At 74.7% G+C, this 14,695-nt stretch carries 14 protein-coding genes; 2 read left to right on the top strand and 12 right to left on the bottom strand.

Going from position 1 to position 14,695, the window contains the following annotated elements; all coding sequences use genetic code 11:
* The first annotated feature begins 13 nt into the window (after positions 1 to 13).
* A complete protein-coding gene (locus tag ASG49_RS09585; protein WP_056540765.1) occupies positions 14 to 631 on the top strand; it encodes a hypothetical protein in 618 nt (205 codons plus the stop codon).
* A gap of 103 nt (positions 632 to 734) precedes the next feature.
* Entirely contained in the window at positions 735 to 2,225 is a 1,491-nt protein-coding gene (locus ASG49_RS09580; protein WP_056540762.1) for a glycoside hydrolase domain-containing protein, read from the top strand.
* Positions 2,226 to 2,240: 15 nt separating this feature from the next.
* On the opposite strand, the gene purQ is transcribed toward ASG49_RS09580, so the two are convergent.
* The 12 genes from purQ to ASG49_RS09520 form a co-directional block, all read right to left on the bottom strand.
* On the bottom strand, positions 2,241 to 2,912 hold the full coding sequence (gene purQ, locus ASG49_RS09575; protein ID WP_056540759.1) for a phosphoribosylformylglycinamidine synthase subunit PurQ: 672 nt from the start codon (positions 2,910 to 2,912) through the stop codon (positions 2,241 to 2,243).
* Positions 2,909 to 3,154, bottom strand: a complete 246-nt coding sequence (gene purS, locus ASG49_RS09570) for a phosphoribosylformylglycinamidine synthase subunit PurS (RefSeq protein ID WP_056540756.1) — start codon at positions 3,152 to 3,154, stop codon at positions 2,909 to 2,911. The genes purQ and purS overlap by 4 nt, the downstream gene beginning before the upstream one ends.
* Positions 3,155 to 3,288: 134 nt before the next feature.
* Positions 3,289 to 4,539, bottom strand: a complete 1,251-nt coding sequence (locus tag ASG49_RS09565; RefSeq protein ID WP_056540754.1) for a S8 family serine peptidase — start codon at positions 4,537 to 4,539, stop codon at positions 3,289 to 3,291.
* On the bottom strand, positions 4,536 to 5,879 hold the full coding sequence (eccB, locus tag ASG49_RS09560; RefSeq protein WP_056540750.1) for a type VII secretion protein EccB: 1,344 nt from the start codon (positions 5,877 to 5,879) through the stop codon (positions 4,536 to 4,538). Before eccB ends, ASG49_RS09565 begins: the two co-directional genes overlap by 4 nt.
* A gap of 130 nt (positions 5,880 to 6,009) precedes the next feature.
* Positions 6,010 to 6,831 (bottom strand): LPXTG cell wall anchor domain-containing protein, encoded by an 822-nt coding sequence (locus ASG49_RS09555; RefSeq protein ID WP_156384264.1) that lies wholly within the window; start codon positions 6,829 to 6,831, stop codon positions 6,010 to 6,012.
* A gap of 188 nt (positions 6,832 to 7,019) precedes the next feature.
* On the bottom strand, positions 7,020 to 8,387 hold the full coding sequence (eccD, locus tag ASG49_RS09550; RefSeq protein ID WP_082533984.1) for a type VII secretion integral membrane protein EccD: 1,368 nt from the start codon (positions 8,385 to 8,387) through the stop codon (positions 7,020 to 7,022).
* 224 nt (positions 8,388 to 8,611) lie between these two features.
* Positions 8,612 to 10,210 (bottom strand): hypothetical protein, encoded by a 1,599-nt coding sequence (locus ASG49_RS09545; protein WP_056540745.1) that lies wholly within the window; start codon positions 10,208 to 10,210, stop codon positions 8,612 to 8,614.
* A 6-nt stretch (positions 10,211 to 10,216) separates the two neighbouring features.
* Positions 10,217 to 11,572, bottom strand: a complete 1,356-nt coding sequence (locus ASG49_RS09540; RefSeq protein ID WP_056540742.1) for a S8 family serine peptidase — start codon at positions 11,570 to 11,572, stop codon at positions 10,217 to 10,219.
* Positions 11,569 to 12,153: a hypothetical protein gene (locus ASG49_RS09535; protein WP_056540740.1), complete on the bottom strand. Its 585-nt coding sequence runs from the start codon at positions 12,151 to 12,153 to the stop codon at positions 11,569 to 11,571. Before ASG49_RS09535 ends, ASG49_RS09540 begins: the two co-directional genes overlap by 4 nt.
* 104 nt (positions 12,154 to 12,257) lie before the next feature.
* The gene (locus ASG49_RS09530; RefSeq protein WP_056540738.1) at positions 12,258 to 12,551 is read right to left on the bottom strand and encodes a WXG100 family type VII secretion target; all 294 of its coding nucleotides are present in this window, start codon (positions 12,549 to 12,551) and stop codon (positions 12,258 to 12,260) included.
* A gap of 27 nt (positions 12,552 to 12,578) precedes the next feature.
* Complete coding sequence (locus ASG49_RS09525) at positions 12,579 to 12,890, bottom strand: WXG100 family type VII secretion target (protein ID WP_056540734.1); 312 nt, start codon at positions 12,888 to 12,890, stop codon at positions 12,579 to 12,581.
* 212 nt (positions 12,891 to 13,102) lie between these two features.
* Positions 13,103 to 14,575 carry a hypothetical protein gene (locus tag ASG49_RS09520; protein ID WP_156384263.1) on the bottom strand — a complete coding sequence of 491 codons (1,473 nt, stop codon included), beginning with the start codon at positions 14,573 to 14,575 and terminating at the stop codon, positions 13,103 to 13,105.
* Positions 14,576 to 14,695 lie beyond the last annotated feature (120 nt).

The following is a 14,695-nucleotide window of genomic DNA, read 5'->3' as shown; positions in this document are numbered from 1 at the left end:
GAGGACCTCCTCGATGCACACCGTCACGAGCCTGAGTCTGGACGACGCCGTCGACCTCACCCGGACCGGGGACCTGTGGCTCTTCCGCGGCCGGTCGGCCGCCGACCAGGCCATCCGGGTGCTGACCAACGCACCGGTCAACCACGTCGGGATGGCGGTCGTGCTCGACGACATGCCGCCGCTGATGTGGCATGCCGAGCTCGGCAAGGGCCTGCGCGACGTCTGGACCGGCAGCCACCACCGTGGGGTGCAGCTGCACGACCTGCGCGAGGCGGTGCAGCAGTGGTGCGGCCGCTACGAGCAGCGGGCGTGGCTGCGCCAGCTGGACGCGCCGGTCAGCCGGGCGCAGGAGGACGCCGTGCTGCGCACCATCTCGCAGCTCGACGGCACGCCGTTCCCGGCGACGGCCGCGCTGGCGGGGCGGTGGGCGCGAGGTCGCGTCCACCACGACGCCGGGCTGGAGACGACCTACTGCGCCGAGGTCGTGGCCCGGACCTACACCGCCATGGGACTGCTGGACCCCGACCGCCCCACCAACTACTACGACCCCGGCAACTTCTGGTCCGGCGACGGGCTGGAGCTCCTCGGAGGCGCCGAGCTGGGCGAGGAGATCCGGGTGCGCACCCCCTGAGACCCGCCCCGGGAACTACGGTCCTGTAGTTCTCGCGAGCGTGTTACGGCTGGGACGAACGTGACTAGGGTGACGGGCAAATCCCGACATTCTGGAGAACCTCATGCGTCTGCCCGGCCACCGGACGACCTCCCGGCTGCGCACCTGGCTCCACCGCACCGGCGCCGGGCTGGTCGTGGGCGCGCTGGCCGGCGGTGTCCTCGCCGTCGCGCCCGCTCCGTCGTACGCCGCGAACCCGGTGACGCCCGGGGACTTCACCGGCAAGGGCTTCGACCAGTGCGAGGCGCCGAGCCAGACCGCGATGCGCGCGTGGCGACGCAGCTCGCCCTACCGCGCCGTGGGCATCTACATCTCCGGCGCCTCGCGCGCCTGCCAGCGCCAGGCGAACCTCACCCCGTCGTGGGTGACCAGCCAGCTGGCCGACGGCTGGCACCTGATGCCGATCACGCTCGGTCCGCAGGCGTCGTGCTCGACCCGCTTCCCGCGCTACGGACGCAGCATCGACCCGACGATCAACCCCAGCACGACCGGCACGTACGCCGCCGCCCGCGCCCAGGGCGCCGCCGAGGCCCGCAGCGCGGTCGGCCGCGCCGGCACGCTCGGCATCGTCCGGGGCAGCACGATCTTCTACGACCTCGAGGCGTTCAGCACGACCTCCTCGACCGCCTGCACGCAGTCGGCGCTGTGGTTCATGGACGCCTGGACCCGCGAGCTGCACCGCCTGGGCTACGCCTCGGGCTACTACTCCAGCGCCGCCTCGGGCATCAGGCTGCTCGACGACGCCCGCGTCCGCGTCGGCAACCCGATCGCGATGCCCGACCAGATCTGGATCGCCGACTGGGACGGCAAGGCCGACACCACCTCCCGGTGGGTGCGCACCACCGGGTGGACCGACCACGCCCGGGCCAAGCAGTACCGCGGCGACCACCGCGAGACCTGGGGCGGGGTGACGATCACGATCGACAGCAACTGGGTCGACTTCCGCACCCCCCGCCTGCCCGGGGCCACCACGCCCACGCCCTCCCCGCTCCCGTCACCTAGCCCGGCGCCGAGCCCGGCGCCCGGCCCCTCACCGGCGCCCGCCCCGGTCCCCACGACCCCGGGCCCCCGCTACACCGGCACCGACCTGGCCGACGCGAGGTGCTCGCCGTCGACGATCAGCCTCCCGGCGTACACCCGCACGGGGCCGGGGCGCACCGACCACCTCGTCGCGCTGCAGTGCCTGCTCAAGCAGCGCCGGCTGTACCCCTACGCCGTCACCGGCACCTGGAACACCCCGACCACGACGGCCCTGAACGCGTTCCAGCGCCGGGTCGCCCACCCGGTCCGCACCTGGGCCAGCCGCAGCGACTGGGTGAGCCTGCACGTCACCGGCAACAGCCGTCGGGCGCTGCGCACCGGCGCGACCGGGGCCGACGTCGTCCGGGTGCAGCGCGCCCTCAACGCGGCGACGAGCTCCGCGCTGGTCGTCACCGGCCGGTACGACGCTCGCACGGCCGCCGCGGTCGGCACCTACCAGCGGGCCGTCGGCGTGAGCGCCACCAGGGTCGTCTCGACCGCGACCTGGACCGCGCTGGAGCGGGGTCGGCTCTGACCCGACCCGGCCGGCTCAGCGGGACGCGAGCGCGCCCAGCACGCTGGTGAAGAAGCCGAGCCCGTCGGTGCCGGGACCCGTGAGGTCCTCGACCGCGTGCTCGGGGTGGGGCATCAGCCCCACGACGTTGCCCGCCTCGTTGGTGACCCCCGCGATCCCGCGCTGCGACCCGTTGGGGTTCTCGCCGACGTAGCGGGCGACGACCCGACCCTCGGCCTCGAGGGCGTCCAGCGTGTGCTCGTCGGCGACGAAGGAGCCCTCGCCGTTCTTCAGCACGATGGTGAGCTGCTGGCCCTCGGCGTACGAGGTGGTCCAGGCGGTGCGGGCGTTCTCGACCACGACGCGCTGGTCGAGGCAGCCGAACCTGCGGTGGTCGTTGCGGATCAGCGCACCCGGCAGCAGGTGGGACTCGCACAGGATCTGGAAGCCGTTGCAGATGCCGAGCACCGGCATCCCGCCCCGCGCCGCGTCGACGACCTCGGTCATCACCGGCGCGAACCGGGCGATCGCCCCCGCGCGCAGGTAGTCGCCGTAGGAGAAGCCGCCCGGCAGCACCACCGCGTCGACCCCGGCGAGGTCGTGGTCGCCGTGCCAGAGCGCGACCGGCTCGGCGCCGGCGAGGCGGACCGCGCGCTGCGCGTCGACGTCGTCGAGCGAGCCCGGGAACGTGACGACGCCGACCCTCACGGCAGCACCCGCACGTCGTAGTCCTCGATCACCGGGTTGGAGAGCAGCGTCTGCGCCATCTGGTGCACCTCGGCGAGCACCGCCTCGGTGGCCTCGCCGTCGAGCTCGAGCTCGAACCGCTTGCCCTGGCGCACGTCGACCACGCCGCTGAAGCCGAGCCGGGGCAGTGCCCCCTGCACCGCCTTGCCCTGGGGGTCGAGGATCTCGGGCTTGGGCATGACGTCGACGACGACTCGGGCCACGGGGCGCATCCTTCTGCAGGCGGTGGGCGTACGGCGCGCCGAGTCTATCGGCGCCCGGCTCCCGGCCGACGCCTGCGTCCGGCTGGTCGGGGACGGACCGAGCCCTGTCACGGCCCGGCGGGCGACGAGCGGGGTCAGTCGCGCCGGGCGCGGGCCACCAGCGGCCGGGAGACCAGGGCGAGGGCCGCCAGGCCGCCGCCGCCGATCAGCCACCAGAGCACCTCGCGCCGCGCGGGGTCGAGTGGATCGGTGGTGGCCTGCATCGGCCGGGCTCCGGTGGGCTCGAGCGCGACCGCCTCGGTCTTCTCCTGGTCGGGGGCGGCCGGCCCGGCACGACGGGTGTCGAAGGTGGCGGTGAGGGCCTCGTAGGGCCGGATCACGCCCCATCCCTGGTCGTCGTCGCGCTGCCCGGCCACCGGGCGCTCGGCGGTGGAGAGGATGCGGTAGGCGATCTGCTCCGCGGAGTCCTTCGGGAAGCGCTCGCGCAGCTGCGCCGCCAGGGCGGCGACGAAGGGCGCGGCCCAGCTGGTCAGCGCCACGTCCGGGCCGGTCTGGCAGTCGCCGTTGCCGTGGAAGGTGACCAGCACGTTGGCCCCGGGGGCCGCCACGTCGACGGCCTCGCCGTGCACGGAGTAGTCGTCGACGAACCCCTGGGCGTTGGTCGCAGCGACCCCGATGACGTTGCGACCCGCGGCGGGGAAGCGCTGCTCGACGCGCTCGGTGCCGTCGGAGTCGCCCGAGGACGCGACCACCACGACGTCGCGCTTCTCGGCGAGCGCGAGGGCCGACTTGATCTCGGCGAGGGAGGTGTTGGTGCTGGGGGCGCTCAGCGAGACGTTGATGACGTCGGCGCCGTTCTCGACCGCCCAGCGGATCCCACGGGCGATGTTGTCGCCGGTCAGCGGCGTCTCCCCCGGCTGCACGTCCTGGTCGCGGGTGAAGACCCGCACCGGGAGGATCTGGGCGGCCGGAGCGGCGCCGATCATGCCCGACCCGAAGGACCGGGGCAGGGCGCGCGCCGCGATGATGCCGGCCACCGCGGTCCCGTGCCCGAGCGCGTCGGTACGGCCGGTGCCGTCGGTGTCCCCGGCGACGAAGGACGTCCCCGGCAGCAGCACGCCGTCGGGGAAGTGGGCGTTGTCGTCGTTCACGCCCGAGTCGACGACGGCGACCACCACCCCCTTGCCCTGGGCCAGCTGCCAGGTCTGGGGGATGCCGAGGCGCACGAGGTTCTGCGACTGGCCGTCGAAGTACTGCGTCTTGCCGATCTCGCACTCCGCCGCCGCTGCCGGGCTCGTCGTCGCGCCGACACCGAGCGACAGGGCCGTCGCGAGCACCGCGGCCACGGCCAGCGACCCGGCACGACGGCGGGCGCCGGGGGTCACGACTGGCTCACGGTCGCCGGCCGCTTCGAGGCCGCCTCGGGGCTGAGCTGCGGGCCGGGCGCGAACAGGTCCATCCACGAGGCCGGGACCGGCCGCGGTGCGTAGTCGCCGTAGCCGAGCGAGACCAGCCCGCTGCCGTCCGAACGGCTGCCGACGGCGTAGCTGGTGCCGCTCCCGTCGACCAGGTAGACCGCACCCTGGTCGATGACGTTGGCGCCGCTGACCGCGCGGACCACGGCGCCGCTGCGGAGCGAGACGTTGCGGACCAGCTCGGTGCTGTCGGACAGGGCGCTGTCGTCGGTGACCTCGGCGAGCCGGACCACCGGTGCCTGCTCCTCGCCGCTGTCCATCCGCAGGCAGGGCGTCGTGGACTGGCTGTACGGCGTCACCGCGGACTCGGGCCAGTCGCCGGGGTGCCCGGCCGAGCCGGACGTGGTGTCGAGCTGCTCGAGCTCGGCCAGCTGCTTCTCGACCGGCTGCTGGAACGCGCGGTAGACGAGGTCGGCGAACTCGGTGGTGCGCAGCAGGGTGCCCCGCTCGCTGACCACGAAGTGCAGGTCGCCCACCTCGACGGGGGTCCCGACCCGGTCGAGCCCCTCGACGCCGGTGTCCACCGCCTTGCCGTAGCCGGGCAGCGTCTCGGTGCCGAGCTCGCTGCCCTCGGGCACGAGGCCGAGCCAGAGCCCGGACACCTGCACGGGCGCGATCCCGTCGAGGCCGAGCGAGCGCAGCACCTGCTGGCCGGCCGAGCCCGTGGGCACGGCGAACCGTCGCTCGCCCGCGACGAGGAAGCTCCTGCCCTCGGATTCCACCAGCAGGGCCGCACCGTCGGCGGGGCGCGAGAGCGGCTGGTCGGTCAGGCTGACGCGGATGCCACCACCGGAGTTGGTGCAGGCGGTCCAGCCCTGGTCGACGAGCTCGCTCGGAGTGGGGAGGACCTCGGGGGCGCCGGCGATGCCGATGGTCGCCCCGGCCTTCTTGCCGGCGATCACGTCGTCCGCGATCGTCACCGGCTTGGTGCCGGGCTCCAGGAGCAGCCGGGCGGAGGCGATGTTGATGATGGGGTAGAGCGAGCCCTGGTAGGCGTAGAAGCGGGATCCGCTGTCCTTGCCGATCACCAGGCCCGCCTGGTCCCAGTCCTTGGGAGGGGGCTTCTGGAGGAACCCGCTCACCGCGGCCCCGGCCACCACCATGAGGGCGAGCACGATGCCGCCGATGATGGTGCGGCCGTAGCGAACGGGCTCGACCTCACGGCCGCCCGGTGCGCCGCTGACGAACGCGGTGACGAGACGACGGCGGTTGTAGCCGTGGGCCTCCACCAGGTCACGCTTGCTCGACATGGCGTCCCCGCCCTCCCCTCGGTCTGGTCGTCGCTGCAGGTGGTGCAGGTGCTGCGCCGTGGGTGACGCCGGGGCCCGAGGGCCCCGGCGTCACGTCACGGGCGGTGCTGGTGCGCGGTGTCGCTGTCCGTCACGCGCCGACGAGGCGGTGACGGCCACGGCGGCCGGGCTTGAGCAGCAGGCCACCGGCCAGCAGCAGGCCGACACCGACGGCGAGCAGCTGACGGCTGTTCTCGGCCGCACCCGTCTCGGGCAGGCCGGTCGTCGCCGTGCCCGCCGAGGTCGCGGCCGGGGCCGACTGGCAGATGACGGAGTCGCTGCACGAGGTCACCGGCGCAGCAGCCTCGGCACCGGGCACGCTGCCCTCGGCCACGCCGAGGGGGTTGCTGAGGCTGCCGGGCGAGGCAGCGGGGCCGCTGTAGCCCCCGGGCTGGGCGCTGGGGGTGCCCGGCGTCTGCGGGGTTTCCGGCGTCTGGGGAGTGCCCGGGGTGGGGTTCGGGTTGGGGTTCGGGTTCGGGTTCGGGTTCGGGTTCGGGTTCGGGTTCGGGTTGGGGTTCGGGTTCGGGTTGGGGTTCGGGTTGGGGGTCTCCCCGTCCTCGTCATCGTCGGGATCCGTCGAAATGATCTGGCACACACCCGTAAGAGGATCCAGCTCAGAATTGCTGTCACACGTGACCTCGATCAGGTCACAGGTGTCGTTGCCCTCGTAGAGGTCGCCGGGGCAACCGTTGCCCGGGGTGTCCCCACCCGGGCCCGGCTCGTTGTCGCCACCCTGGCCCGGGTTCTCGCCATCCTGACCGGGCGGCAGCCCGGGGAGGCCATCGGCCGCGGGAAGGACGTCCTGCGCGGCCGCGTCGAGCGTGCTCGCGGCCTGGGTCTCGAGACCGGCGTCCTCGGCCATCGAGGGAGCGGCGAACGCCCCCACGACGAGGCCGACGGCCATCAGGGTCACGGCCAGGGACTGCCGGGCGCGGCGGGTGCGTCGCGGGCGCCGGGCGGGCGCCTCGACACGCGTGGTGGATCGGTCGGTCATGTGTGGTTCTCCCCCGATGTGCGGTGCGTACAGATGCAAAACGTGACGAACAGTAGGCGCGGGCCGGGGCTACGTCGAGCCGGGCGAGGCAGGTCTGGGACGGGCGGTCACGAGGTCACCGCCGCCACGACGCCGACCGCGACCACCACCAGCGGGATCATCGCCACCAGCGCGGTCAGCTCGGCGACGTCGCCGAGCCGACCCCAGCGGACCGAGGGCGGTCGCGGGACCAGGGTGGTGACGAGCAGGACCACGGCGGTGACGGCCAGCACGACGGCCAGCACCGGGAGCCAGGAGCGCTGGAACAGCACGATGCCGACGCAGAGCGAGGCGAAGCCGGCGACCGCGCAGCCAAGGCCGGTCACGACCTCGGGTCCCACCCGGTACTGACGCGTCCGCAGCAGCAGCACCACGCAGGCGCAGACCGCGACGAAGGTGCCGGTCACGCCCAGCGAGACCGCCATCGGCGCGGTCAGCACGAGCAGCAGGCCCACGGTCGCCGTGACCGCCAGCAGCACCTCGTGGCCGATCTTGGCGTCGCGGCGCACGGCCCCCGCGTCCACCGGGAACGCCTCCGCGGTGAGCTGGGCGTGGTCCTGGGCCTGCGGGACCCGGGTGCTGGTCGAGGAGAGCGCCACCCACGGGACGGCGCTGCCGGCGAGGACCACGACGACCAGGAGCACGGTGTGCACGGCCTGCGCGCCGAAGGTGGTGGCGGCGACGACGCCGTTGGCGACGCCGAGACCGGCACTGACGGCGGCCGCGGGCACGAGGGACGCACGGTGCTCGGTCAGGCCGAACACCGCCACCAGGCTCACGGCGAGGGCGGCGCCGGCACCGACGGCGGCCGGCAGGCCCAGCACCGGACCGGCCGGGGCGGCGGTGACGCCACCGACGGCGGCGAACACGACACCGGCCCAGGCGAGCATCACGGCCGTCTCGTGCTCGGCCCGCACCCGGGCGAGCACCACGGCGGCGACGACGAGGACGAGACCGGAGACGCCGGCCGCGGCACCGGCGACGAGGTCGGGACGCTGCAGGCCCAGCGCGAGGGCGCCCAGCCCGAGCACGAGCGCCGCGGCTCCCAGGGCGGTACGCCGCCCGGTGGCGGGGTCCCAGGGACGCATGTCGGCCTCGACGGCGTCGGCCATCGCCTCCACGACGTCGTCGTAGACCCGCGGCGCGGGCTTGTCGACGCCGGCGGTCAGGGTCAGCACGCTGCCCGGGTCGACCCCTTGCGCGAACAGCCCCAGGTCACCCTCGAGACGGCGACCGTCGGCGGCGACGAGGTCGTAGCCGGCGTACACCGACTCCGCGTCGAGCAGGTTGAGGGTCCGGGCGAGCTCGGGCACGAGCTCGGCGACGGGGAGCTGCCCCGGGAGCGCGAGGTCGTGGCGACGCTCGCCGACGACGACCGTCAGGCGCAGCAGCCCGCCGCCCGCGACACCGCCCTCAGGCACGGCGACCTGCGTCATGGAGCACCCCCGGGTCGATCTGGACTGGACGCCCCGGGCCGGCGCACGACGAGCAGTCGGACGCGGTCACCGGGACGGGACGACGATATCGGCACAAACGGACCCGCCTCACCCGAAGCGGCAAACTGCGGATCCCCTGACGGACATCCGCCGCACGGCGGACCCAGGGATGCGCTACCCCGGGTCGGCGCGGACGGAGCAGCGTCGACCCGGGGCGGGGCGGACTACTGCAGGACGTCGGGCGCGACGTCGTCGTCGTCGAGCCAGTCCTCGGCCATGACCATGGACCTGCGCGTGTCCGCCTTCTCGTCGGAACCACGCTGGGCGCCACGCCCGGCCTGGCCGGTCGAGCCGGGACCAGTGCCGCGGGCACCGGCGCCGCCGTTGCGGGCGCCGGCCGCGTTGCTCCCCGGCGCGGCGGACCTGGACCCGGCTGCGGTGCCCGACCTGCCGGTCGCGCCGCTGCCGGCCTGCGCGTTGCTGCCGGCCGCCGCACTGCGACCACCGGCCTGCATGCCGCCGGAGGTCGGTCGACCCGCGGCACCCGCGGAGCGTCCGGCTGCGCCACCCGAACGGCCGCCCGAGCTCCCTGCGCTCCGACCACCGGCCTGCTGGCCGCCCGCGCTGCGGCCACCGGCCTGCTGACCCCCGGCCGCGCCGCCGCGGCCACCGGCCTGCTGACCGCCTGCGCTGCGGCCTCCCGCCTGCTGGCCGCCGGCAACACCGCTGCGGCCGCCGGCCGTCTGGCCCGCCCCGCCCGCGGTGGCGGCGCTGCGACCACCGAGGACGCCCTTGGACGCGGCAGCACCGGCGGACCGGCCGCCGATGGTGCCGCCCTTGGCCGAGGCGGCCCCGCCTGCGGCCCGGGCCGAGGCGCCGGCCGCGCCGGCGCCACGGCCGGCGGCCCCGGCGCCGCCGACCTTGCCGAGCAGTCCCTTGCCGCCACCGAGGATCGCGGCCGCACCACCGGCGCCCATGGCGCCGCCCGTGCCGCCGCCGAGCCCCGCGCTGCCGCCGGCGACGGAGCCGCCGGTCGCGCCCGACCCGCCCGCACCGCCGGTCCCGGCGCCCGGGACCGTTCCGCCGACGACGCCGTCGGCCGTCGCGCCGTCACCGCCGACGCCCTGGCCGTTGCCCGGGCGCACGGTGCCACCGAGGACCGGGCGGCCGCCGAGCATGGAGATGCCCACGGCCGAGCCGGCGAAGGTGCCGCTGGTGCTCGTGGAGTAGGGACCGGTGCCGCCGCTGCCCGGGGCGGCGTAGGAACCGCCGCCGTTGCCCGAGTAGGACTGGTCGGTGCCCGAGGGCGGCGGGGGCTGGCTCACGCCCGCGTCGTACGGCGCCGCCTCGGCCATCCGGGACTGGGCGGTGCTGAAGCGGGTGTTCATCTGGCCGACGTACTTCGCGGCCTCGGCCTCGCGGGCCGCCTGGCCCTCGGTCCGGGCCTCGTCCGCCGCCTTCGTCTGCTGGGGCGTGGCGTCGGGGCCGAGCGCGGCCGACCCGGCGGGCGGCTCGGGCAGGCTGTGGAAGTCCTTGGCCGCCTGGTCCATGGCCCGCCACGCGGCCCGGCAGGCGTCCGCGCCGCGCTGCAGCCGGTCGGCGTTGTCCTCGACGTGGCTGGCCAGCTTCTCGAAGGCGGCCGTGGCCGCCACGCCGTCCTCGCCCGAGGGCCAGGCGACCTGGAGCTCGCTGCGTCGCGACCGCAGGGCCTCGGCCACCGCGATCAGGCCCTCGCTGGCGCTCTGCCAGCGCTGCTCGGCGTTGAGCAGGGCGTCGGGGTTGCTGTCGAGCGCCTTCTTGAGCTCGGCTTCCTTCGGTCCCATGTCGTGCTACCCCCTGGTCGGTGCGGACGGAGTGGATCGGGTCGTGCTGGCGTCGGGCGAAGCGGCTGGGCGACGCGTACGGCGCTGCCACGCCACCAGCCCACCGGCGAGGGCCAGCAGCAGCGCCGCGCCGCCGGCGATGGGCAGGAACGGCACGCCGCCCTCGTCGGAGGACGCACCGTCGGCCGCAGCGGACTGGTCGGCGCCGCTCGCGGTCGAGGTCCCGTCGGGCTCGTCCCCGGACCCGGTCGTCTGCTCGGACCCCGACTTCTCCGCGGGGTCCTGGTAGACGTTGGCGGGGTAGGCCGCGATGACGGCCTTCGGGTTCTCCTGCAGCAGCGGGTACTCGTCGGGGTAGCCGGCCGGGTCGGTCTCCAGCGCTCGCACGACGGACAGGCCGCCGTAGCCCGCCTTCATGGTCCAGCTGAGGTCGCCCGAGTCGTTGCCGCCGACCTGGTGGATGACCGTCTGCACCAGCTGGTTGCCGGTCGCCTCGGGATAGCGCGACCTCAGCAGCGCGAACGAGCCTGCGGTGATCGCCGTGGCGCCGGACGTGCCGGTGCGTGGCTCGCCCTGCACCCACCCACGGCCCTCGACGACACCGCCGAGCTGTGTCTCGATCCCGGGTGCGGTGATGGTGGGCCAGGCGTCGAGGTCGGCCAGCCCGACGGGGTTCTCGCTCCACGGGAGGCCGTCGCTGCCGCCCGCCAGCACGGCGAACGAGCCCCGCAGCCCGGCCGGCAGCGCCATGGCGGTGCTGTCCTCGGTGCGCGCGCCGGCGGCCATCACCACGACCACGCCCTTGTCCCGGGCGTGGGCGAGCTCCTCGGTCTGGTCACCGGCTCCCAGCGACATGCTGATCACGTCGGCGCCCTCGTCCACGGCCTTGCGGATCTGCTTGGCGATCAGGACCGAGTCGCACTCGAAGCCCTGCCGCTCGGGGTCGGGGTCGATCCCGTAGAAGCGCACGGTGGCGTCCGGGGCGACCCCCAGCACGCCGCCGTTGCCCTGACCGACGACGCCGACCGTCATCGCGGTCCCGTGGTCCGAGGCCATGCCGGTCACGGGCCTGCTCTTCTTGCCGAAGCAGTCGGTGCCCAGCGAGACGTCGGCCCCGCGCAGCTCGGGCACGCTGGTGTCCAGGGCGGTGTCGATGATCGCGACCTGGGCGCCCTTCCCGGTGGTCGTGCGGTGGGCCTGGTCGAGGCGCATCGCGTCGTACCACCACTGGCGCGGGGCCGGCTCGCGCTTCGCGGACGGGGCGACCCCGTCCGCCGCGGGCCGGGCGAGCGCCGGTGCGCCGACGCTCCCCACCAGGAGCGTCGACCCCAGCGCGGCGGCGAGGACGGCGCGGATGCTCATTCGAACGAGACGCCCTCGCCCTGACCGTCGCCGCGCGACCCGTCGCCCCGGTCGGCGTCGACCTCGGGGTCGACCCCGCCGTCGAGCGGGACCTGCGTGGTCTCGTCCTGCTCGACGTCGAGCGCCTCGTTGCCCGTGACCTGATCCTGGAAGGTCTCCTGCGACGCGAAGGTGTGGTCGGGCGCGGAGTACTCCTGGTTGACGTTGTCCATCACGCTCGTGGCGGCCTGCTCGTCGGCCTGCATGGCGGTGATGGTGTCGGCGTTGGACTGGTCGACCTGCCGGAAGTTGGCCACGTTGGCCATCAGCGTCTGGCCGAAGGTCTCCAGGTCGGTCATCACCTTCTCGATCGTGGCGACGAAGACCTGCTGGGCCGCCTGCTCCTGGGCCTGGAACTCCAGGCCCTGCTCGAGGCCGTTGAAGGCGCCGGGTGCGAGGTTGCCGTTGCGGAAGGTGGAGGTCTGCGCGTTGGCGTCGGACTGCATCGCCCCCATCGTCTGACGCGCGATGGCCTCGATCTCGTCGAGGAGCATCAGGACCTGGCGGCCGCCCCCGCCGCCGCCGTCGTGAACCATGACCATCGTGTGATCCCCCTGATCGTGCTGACATGGCTGCCGAGTGGGCCGGACGACGTACGCCCGACCCACCCAGGTGCTGCTGGTGGTGCTGGTGCTGCTGGTGCCGCTCAGCCCCAGCGAGAGGCGTTGGCGCTCTCGGTGGACTGGTAGTCGCTGTTGGACTGCGTCACCGCGTTGCCGATGTCGGCGAGCAGCTGCTTCATGTCGGCCATACCGGCGTCCCACTTGGCCTTGGCGGCCTGGTAGGACTCCGACGCCGAACCGGTCCAGTCGGCGCGCAGCGGCGCCAGCTCGGACTCGAGGGTGTCGAGCCGACCCTCGATCTGGTTGGCCGATCCCATGATGTCGGCGGCGGCCGTGTCGAGGCCGCCGAAGTTGACCTTGAGCTCTCCTGCGTTCATGTCCCTGCTCCTGTGATCTGGTCTGGGTCAGCCGAGACGGCCGGACAGCTTGCTGAAGGTGGAGGACTGCTGCTCGTCGCTGGCGTTGTAGGTCTGCTCCGAGGACTTCAGGTTGGCCTCGAACTCGTCGAGCGCCGAGGTGATCTTGCGGGCGCTCTCGTCCCAGCGCTGCATCGTCTGCTGGAACGCCGACGAGCCTGAGCCGCGCCACTGGGCGCCGATGCTGGAGAGCTTGCCCCGCAGCCCGGTGAGCTGCTGGTCGAGGTCACCCTTGGCGGACGCCACCATCTGGGCCCCGCGGTTGAGTGACTGATCTTGCTTGGTTACCTCGCCGGCCATGTCAGCCAGCCCCCTTTCGTTCGTCCCTCCGGGTTTCCGAGCCCTTCCCGGCCCCGAATGCTGCGCACCCCCCGATGGAGCACGGTGGAACGGATCACAGCGAAGATATCCCCGGCGGACGCGGGTCAAACCAGATATCCCGCAATCGGTCCAGCAATGGCGGACATCCGACTTGTCCGGTTGGTGACGCGGGCCGGCCCGTACGGCGCGGGTCAGCCGACCGAGGTCCTGACCAGGTCGAACAGGCCGCAGGCCAGGGGCACCAGCGCCAGGACGAGGACACCGGTCAGGGTCTCCAGGATCTCGCCCACGCGGGCCCACCAGACCGAGCGCCACCCTCCTCCGAGCCGCACGGCGGCGAGGAGGACCGCGGGCGCGACGACCAGCGCGGCGGCGAAGGCGTACCACAGGGCGTCGGCCCCGAGGTCGGTCGCGACGGCCGTGCCGGTCAGCGCGACCAGCCACGCGGCGGTCAGTCCCAGCAGGGTGCGCAGCCCGGAGGAGCGGAAGCTGCGGCTCACCAGCGCCAGGGACGACGCCCCGAGCAGCACCAGGGCGACACCGCCCCAGCGGGCCCAGCTCGTGGGCTGGCCCCCGAGGCCGAGCACCACGAACGGCGCCGTCACGGCGGCGGCGACCGCGCTGACCACGACACCGGTGCCGACGGTGCGCTGGCTGCGGCGGGCGACCTCGCGGACCATGCGCGGACGCACCTGGTTGCGCTTGCGGCCGCTGCGCGGCTGCTCGCGGGCCGACCAGGCCGTGACCGCCAGGCGGTCGAGGTCGAGGAGGACGTCGTCGTCGACGTCGACGGCGAAGCTGGGGAGCACGCGGGTCGCCACCACGGCGGCGCCGAAGCCGACGGCCGCGAGGGCGAGCGGGCTCGCGCCCAGCAGCAGCCACGCGACCGCGGTCACGCAGACGATGCCCCCGGTGGCCAGCCACAGCCGGGCCAGGTGCTCGTCGGCACCCTCGAGACCGGTGCGGGCGAGCGCTGCGACCACCAGCGCCGCCAGCCCGCCGACGGCCAGCGCCAGCAGCAGCCCGCCGGCGTCCGGAGAGGCCGCGGCGACGAAGCCGGCCGCCCCGGCCAGGCCGGGACCGGCGAGGAACGACCAGTCGTCCTGCCGGGCTCGCGGGGAGCCGGTGCGGAGGTCGGGGCCGCCGTCGGCGCCCGTGTCTCCCCCCGGGTCGGCCCCGGTGTCGACCTCGGGACGGGGCGCGGCCACGAGCAGGGCGCCGACCAGGAGGACCGCGGCGGCCACGGGGCGCACCCACGACGGGGCGTCCGCAGCGAAGGAGAGGCCGGCACCGACGGCGGCGGCGGCGAAGCCCGCGACCCCGGCGAGCACGAGCAGCGCGGCGGAGGTGCGGCCGGCGGGACGACGCGGGGCCGGACCGCCGACGGGAGCGGCGTCCCCCGACGTCGTGACGGCGGCGGGCGCGGCGTCGGCGGCGACGACGAGGTCGCCCTGCTCGAGCACGTCCTCGAGGGTGGCGGCCGGCTCGAGGTCACGGCCACCGGCGCGGGCGAGCCGGGGTGCGACCGGGAGGCCGAGCGTGTCGGCGTACTCCTGGGCGAGGGCGGCGACGTCGAGCCACATCGGCACGGCGACGTCGAGCCGCCCCGCGGCTCCGAGGATGCTGAGCCGCAGCGCCTGGTCGGCGCCGTGCGTGGGGCGCACCGGGGGAATCTCGCCCCCGGTCCCCGGCTGCGGCGTCGGCGCCTCCGACTGCATGGTCATGCGAGCCCCCCGTGCCCTCTCGTGTGCGTGACTGCTCGGCGACACCGTGCCGCACGGAGC

This window comes from Marmoricola sp. Leaf446, from assembly GCF_001424755.1.
In the GTDB taxonomy this organism is placed as follows: Bacteria; Actinomycetota; Actinomycetes; order Propionibacteriales; family Nocardioidaceae; genus Marmoricola.
The sequence above is the reverse complement of the archived record's forward strand: the minus strand, read 5'-3'. Positions and strand labels throughout refer to the sequence as shown.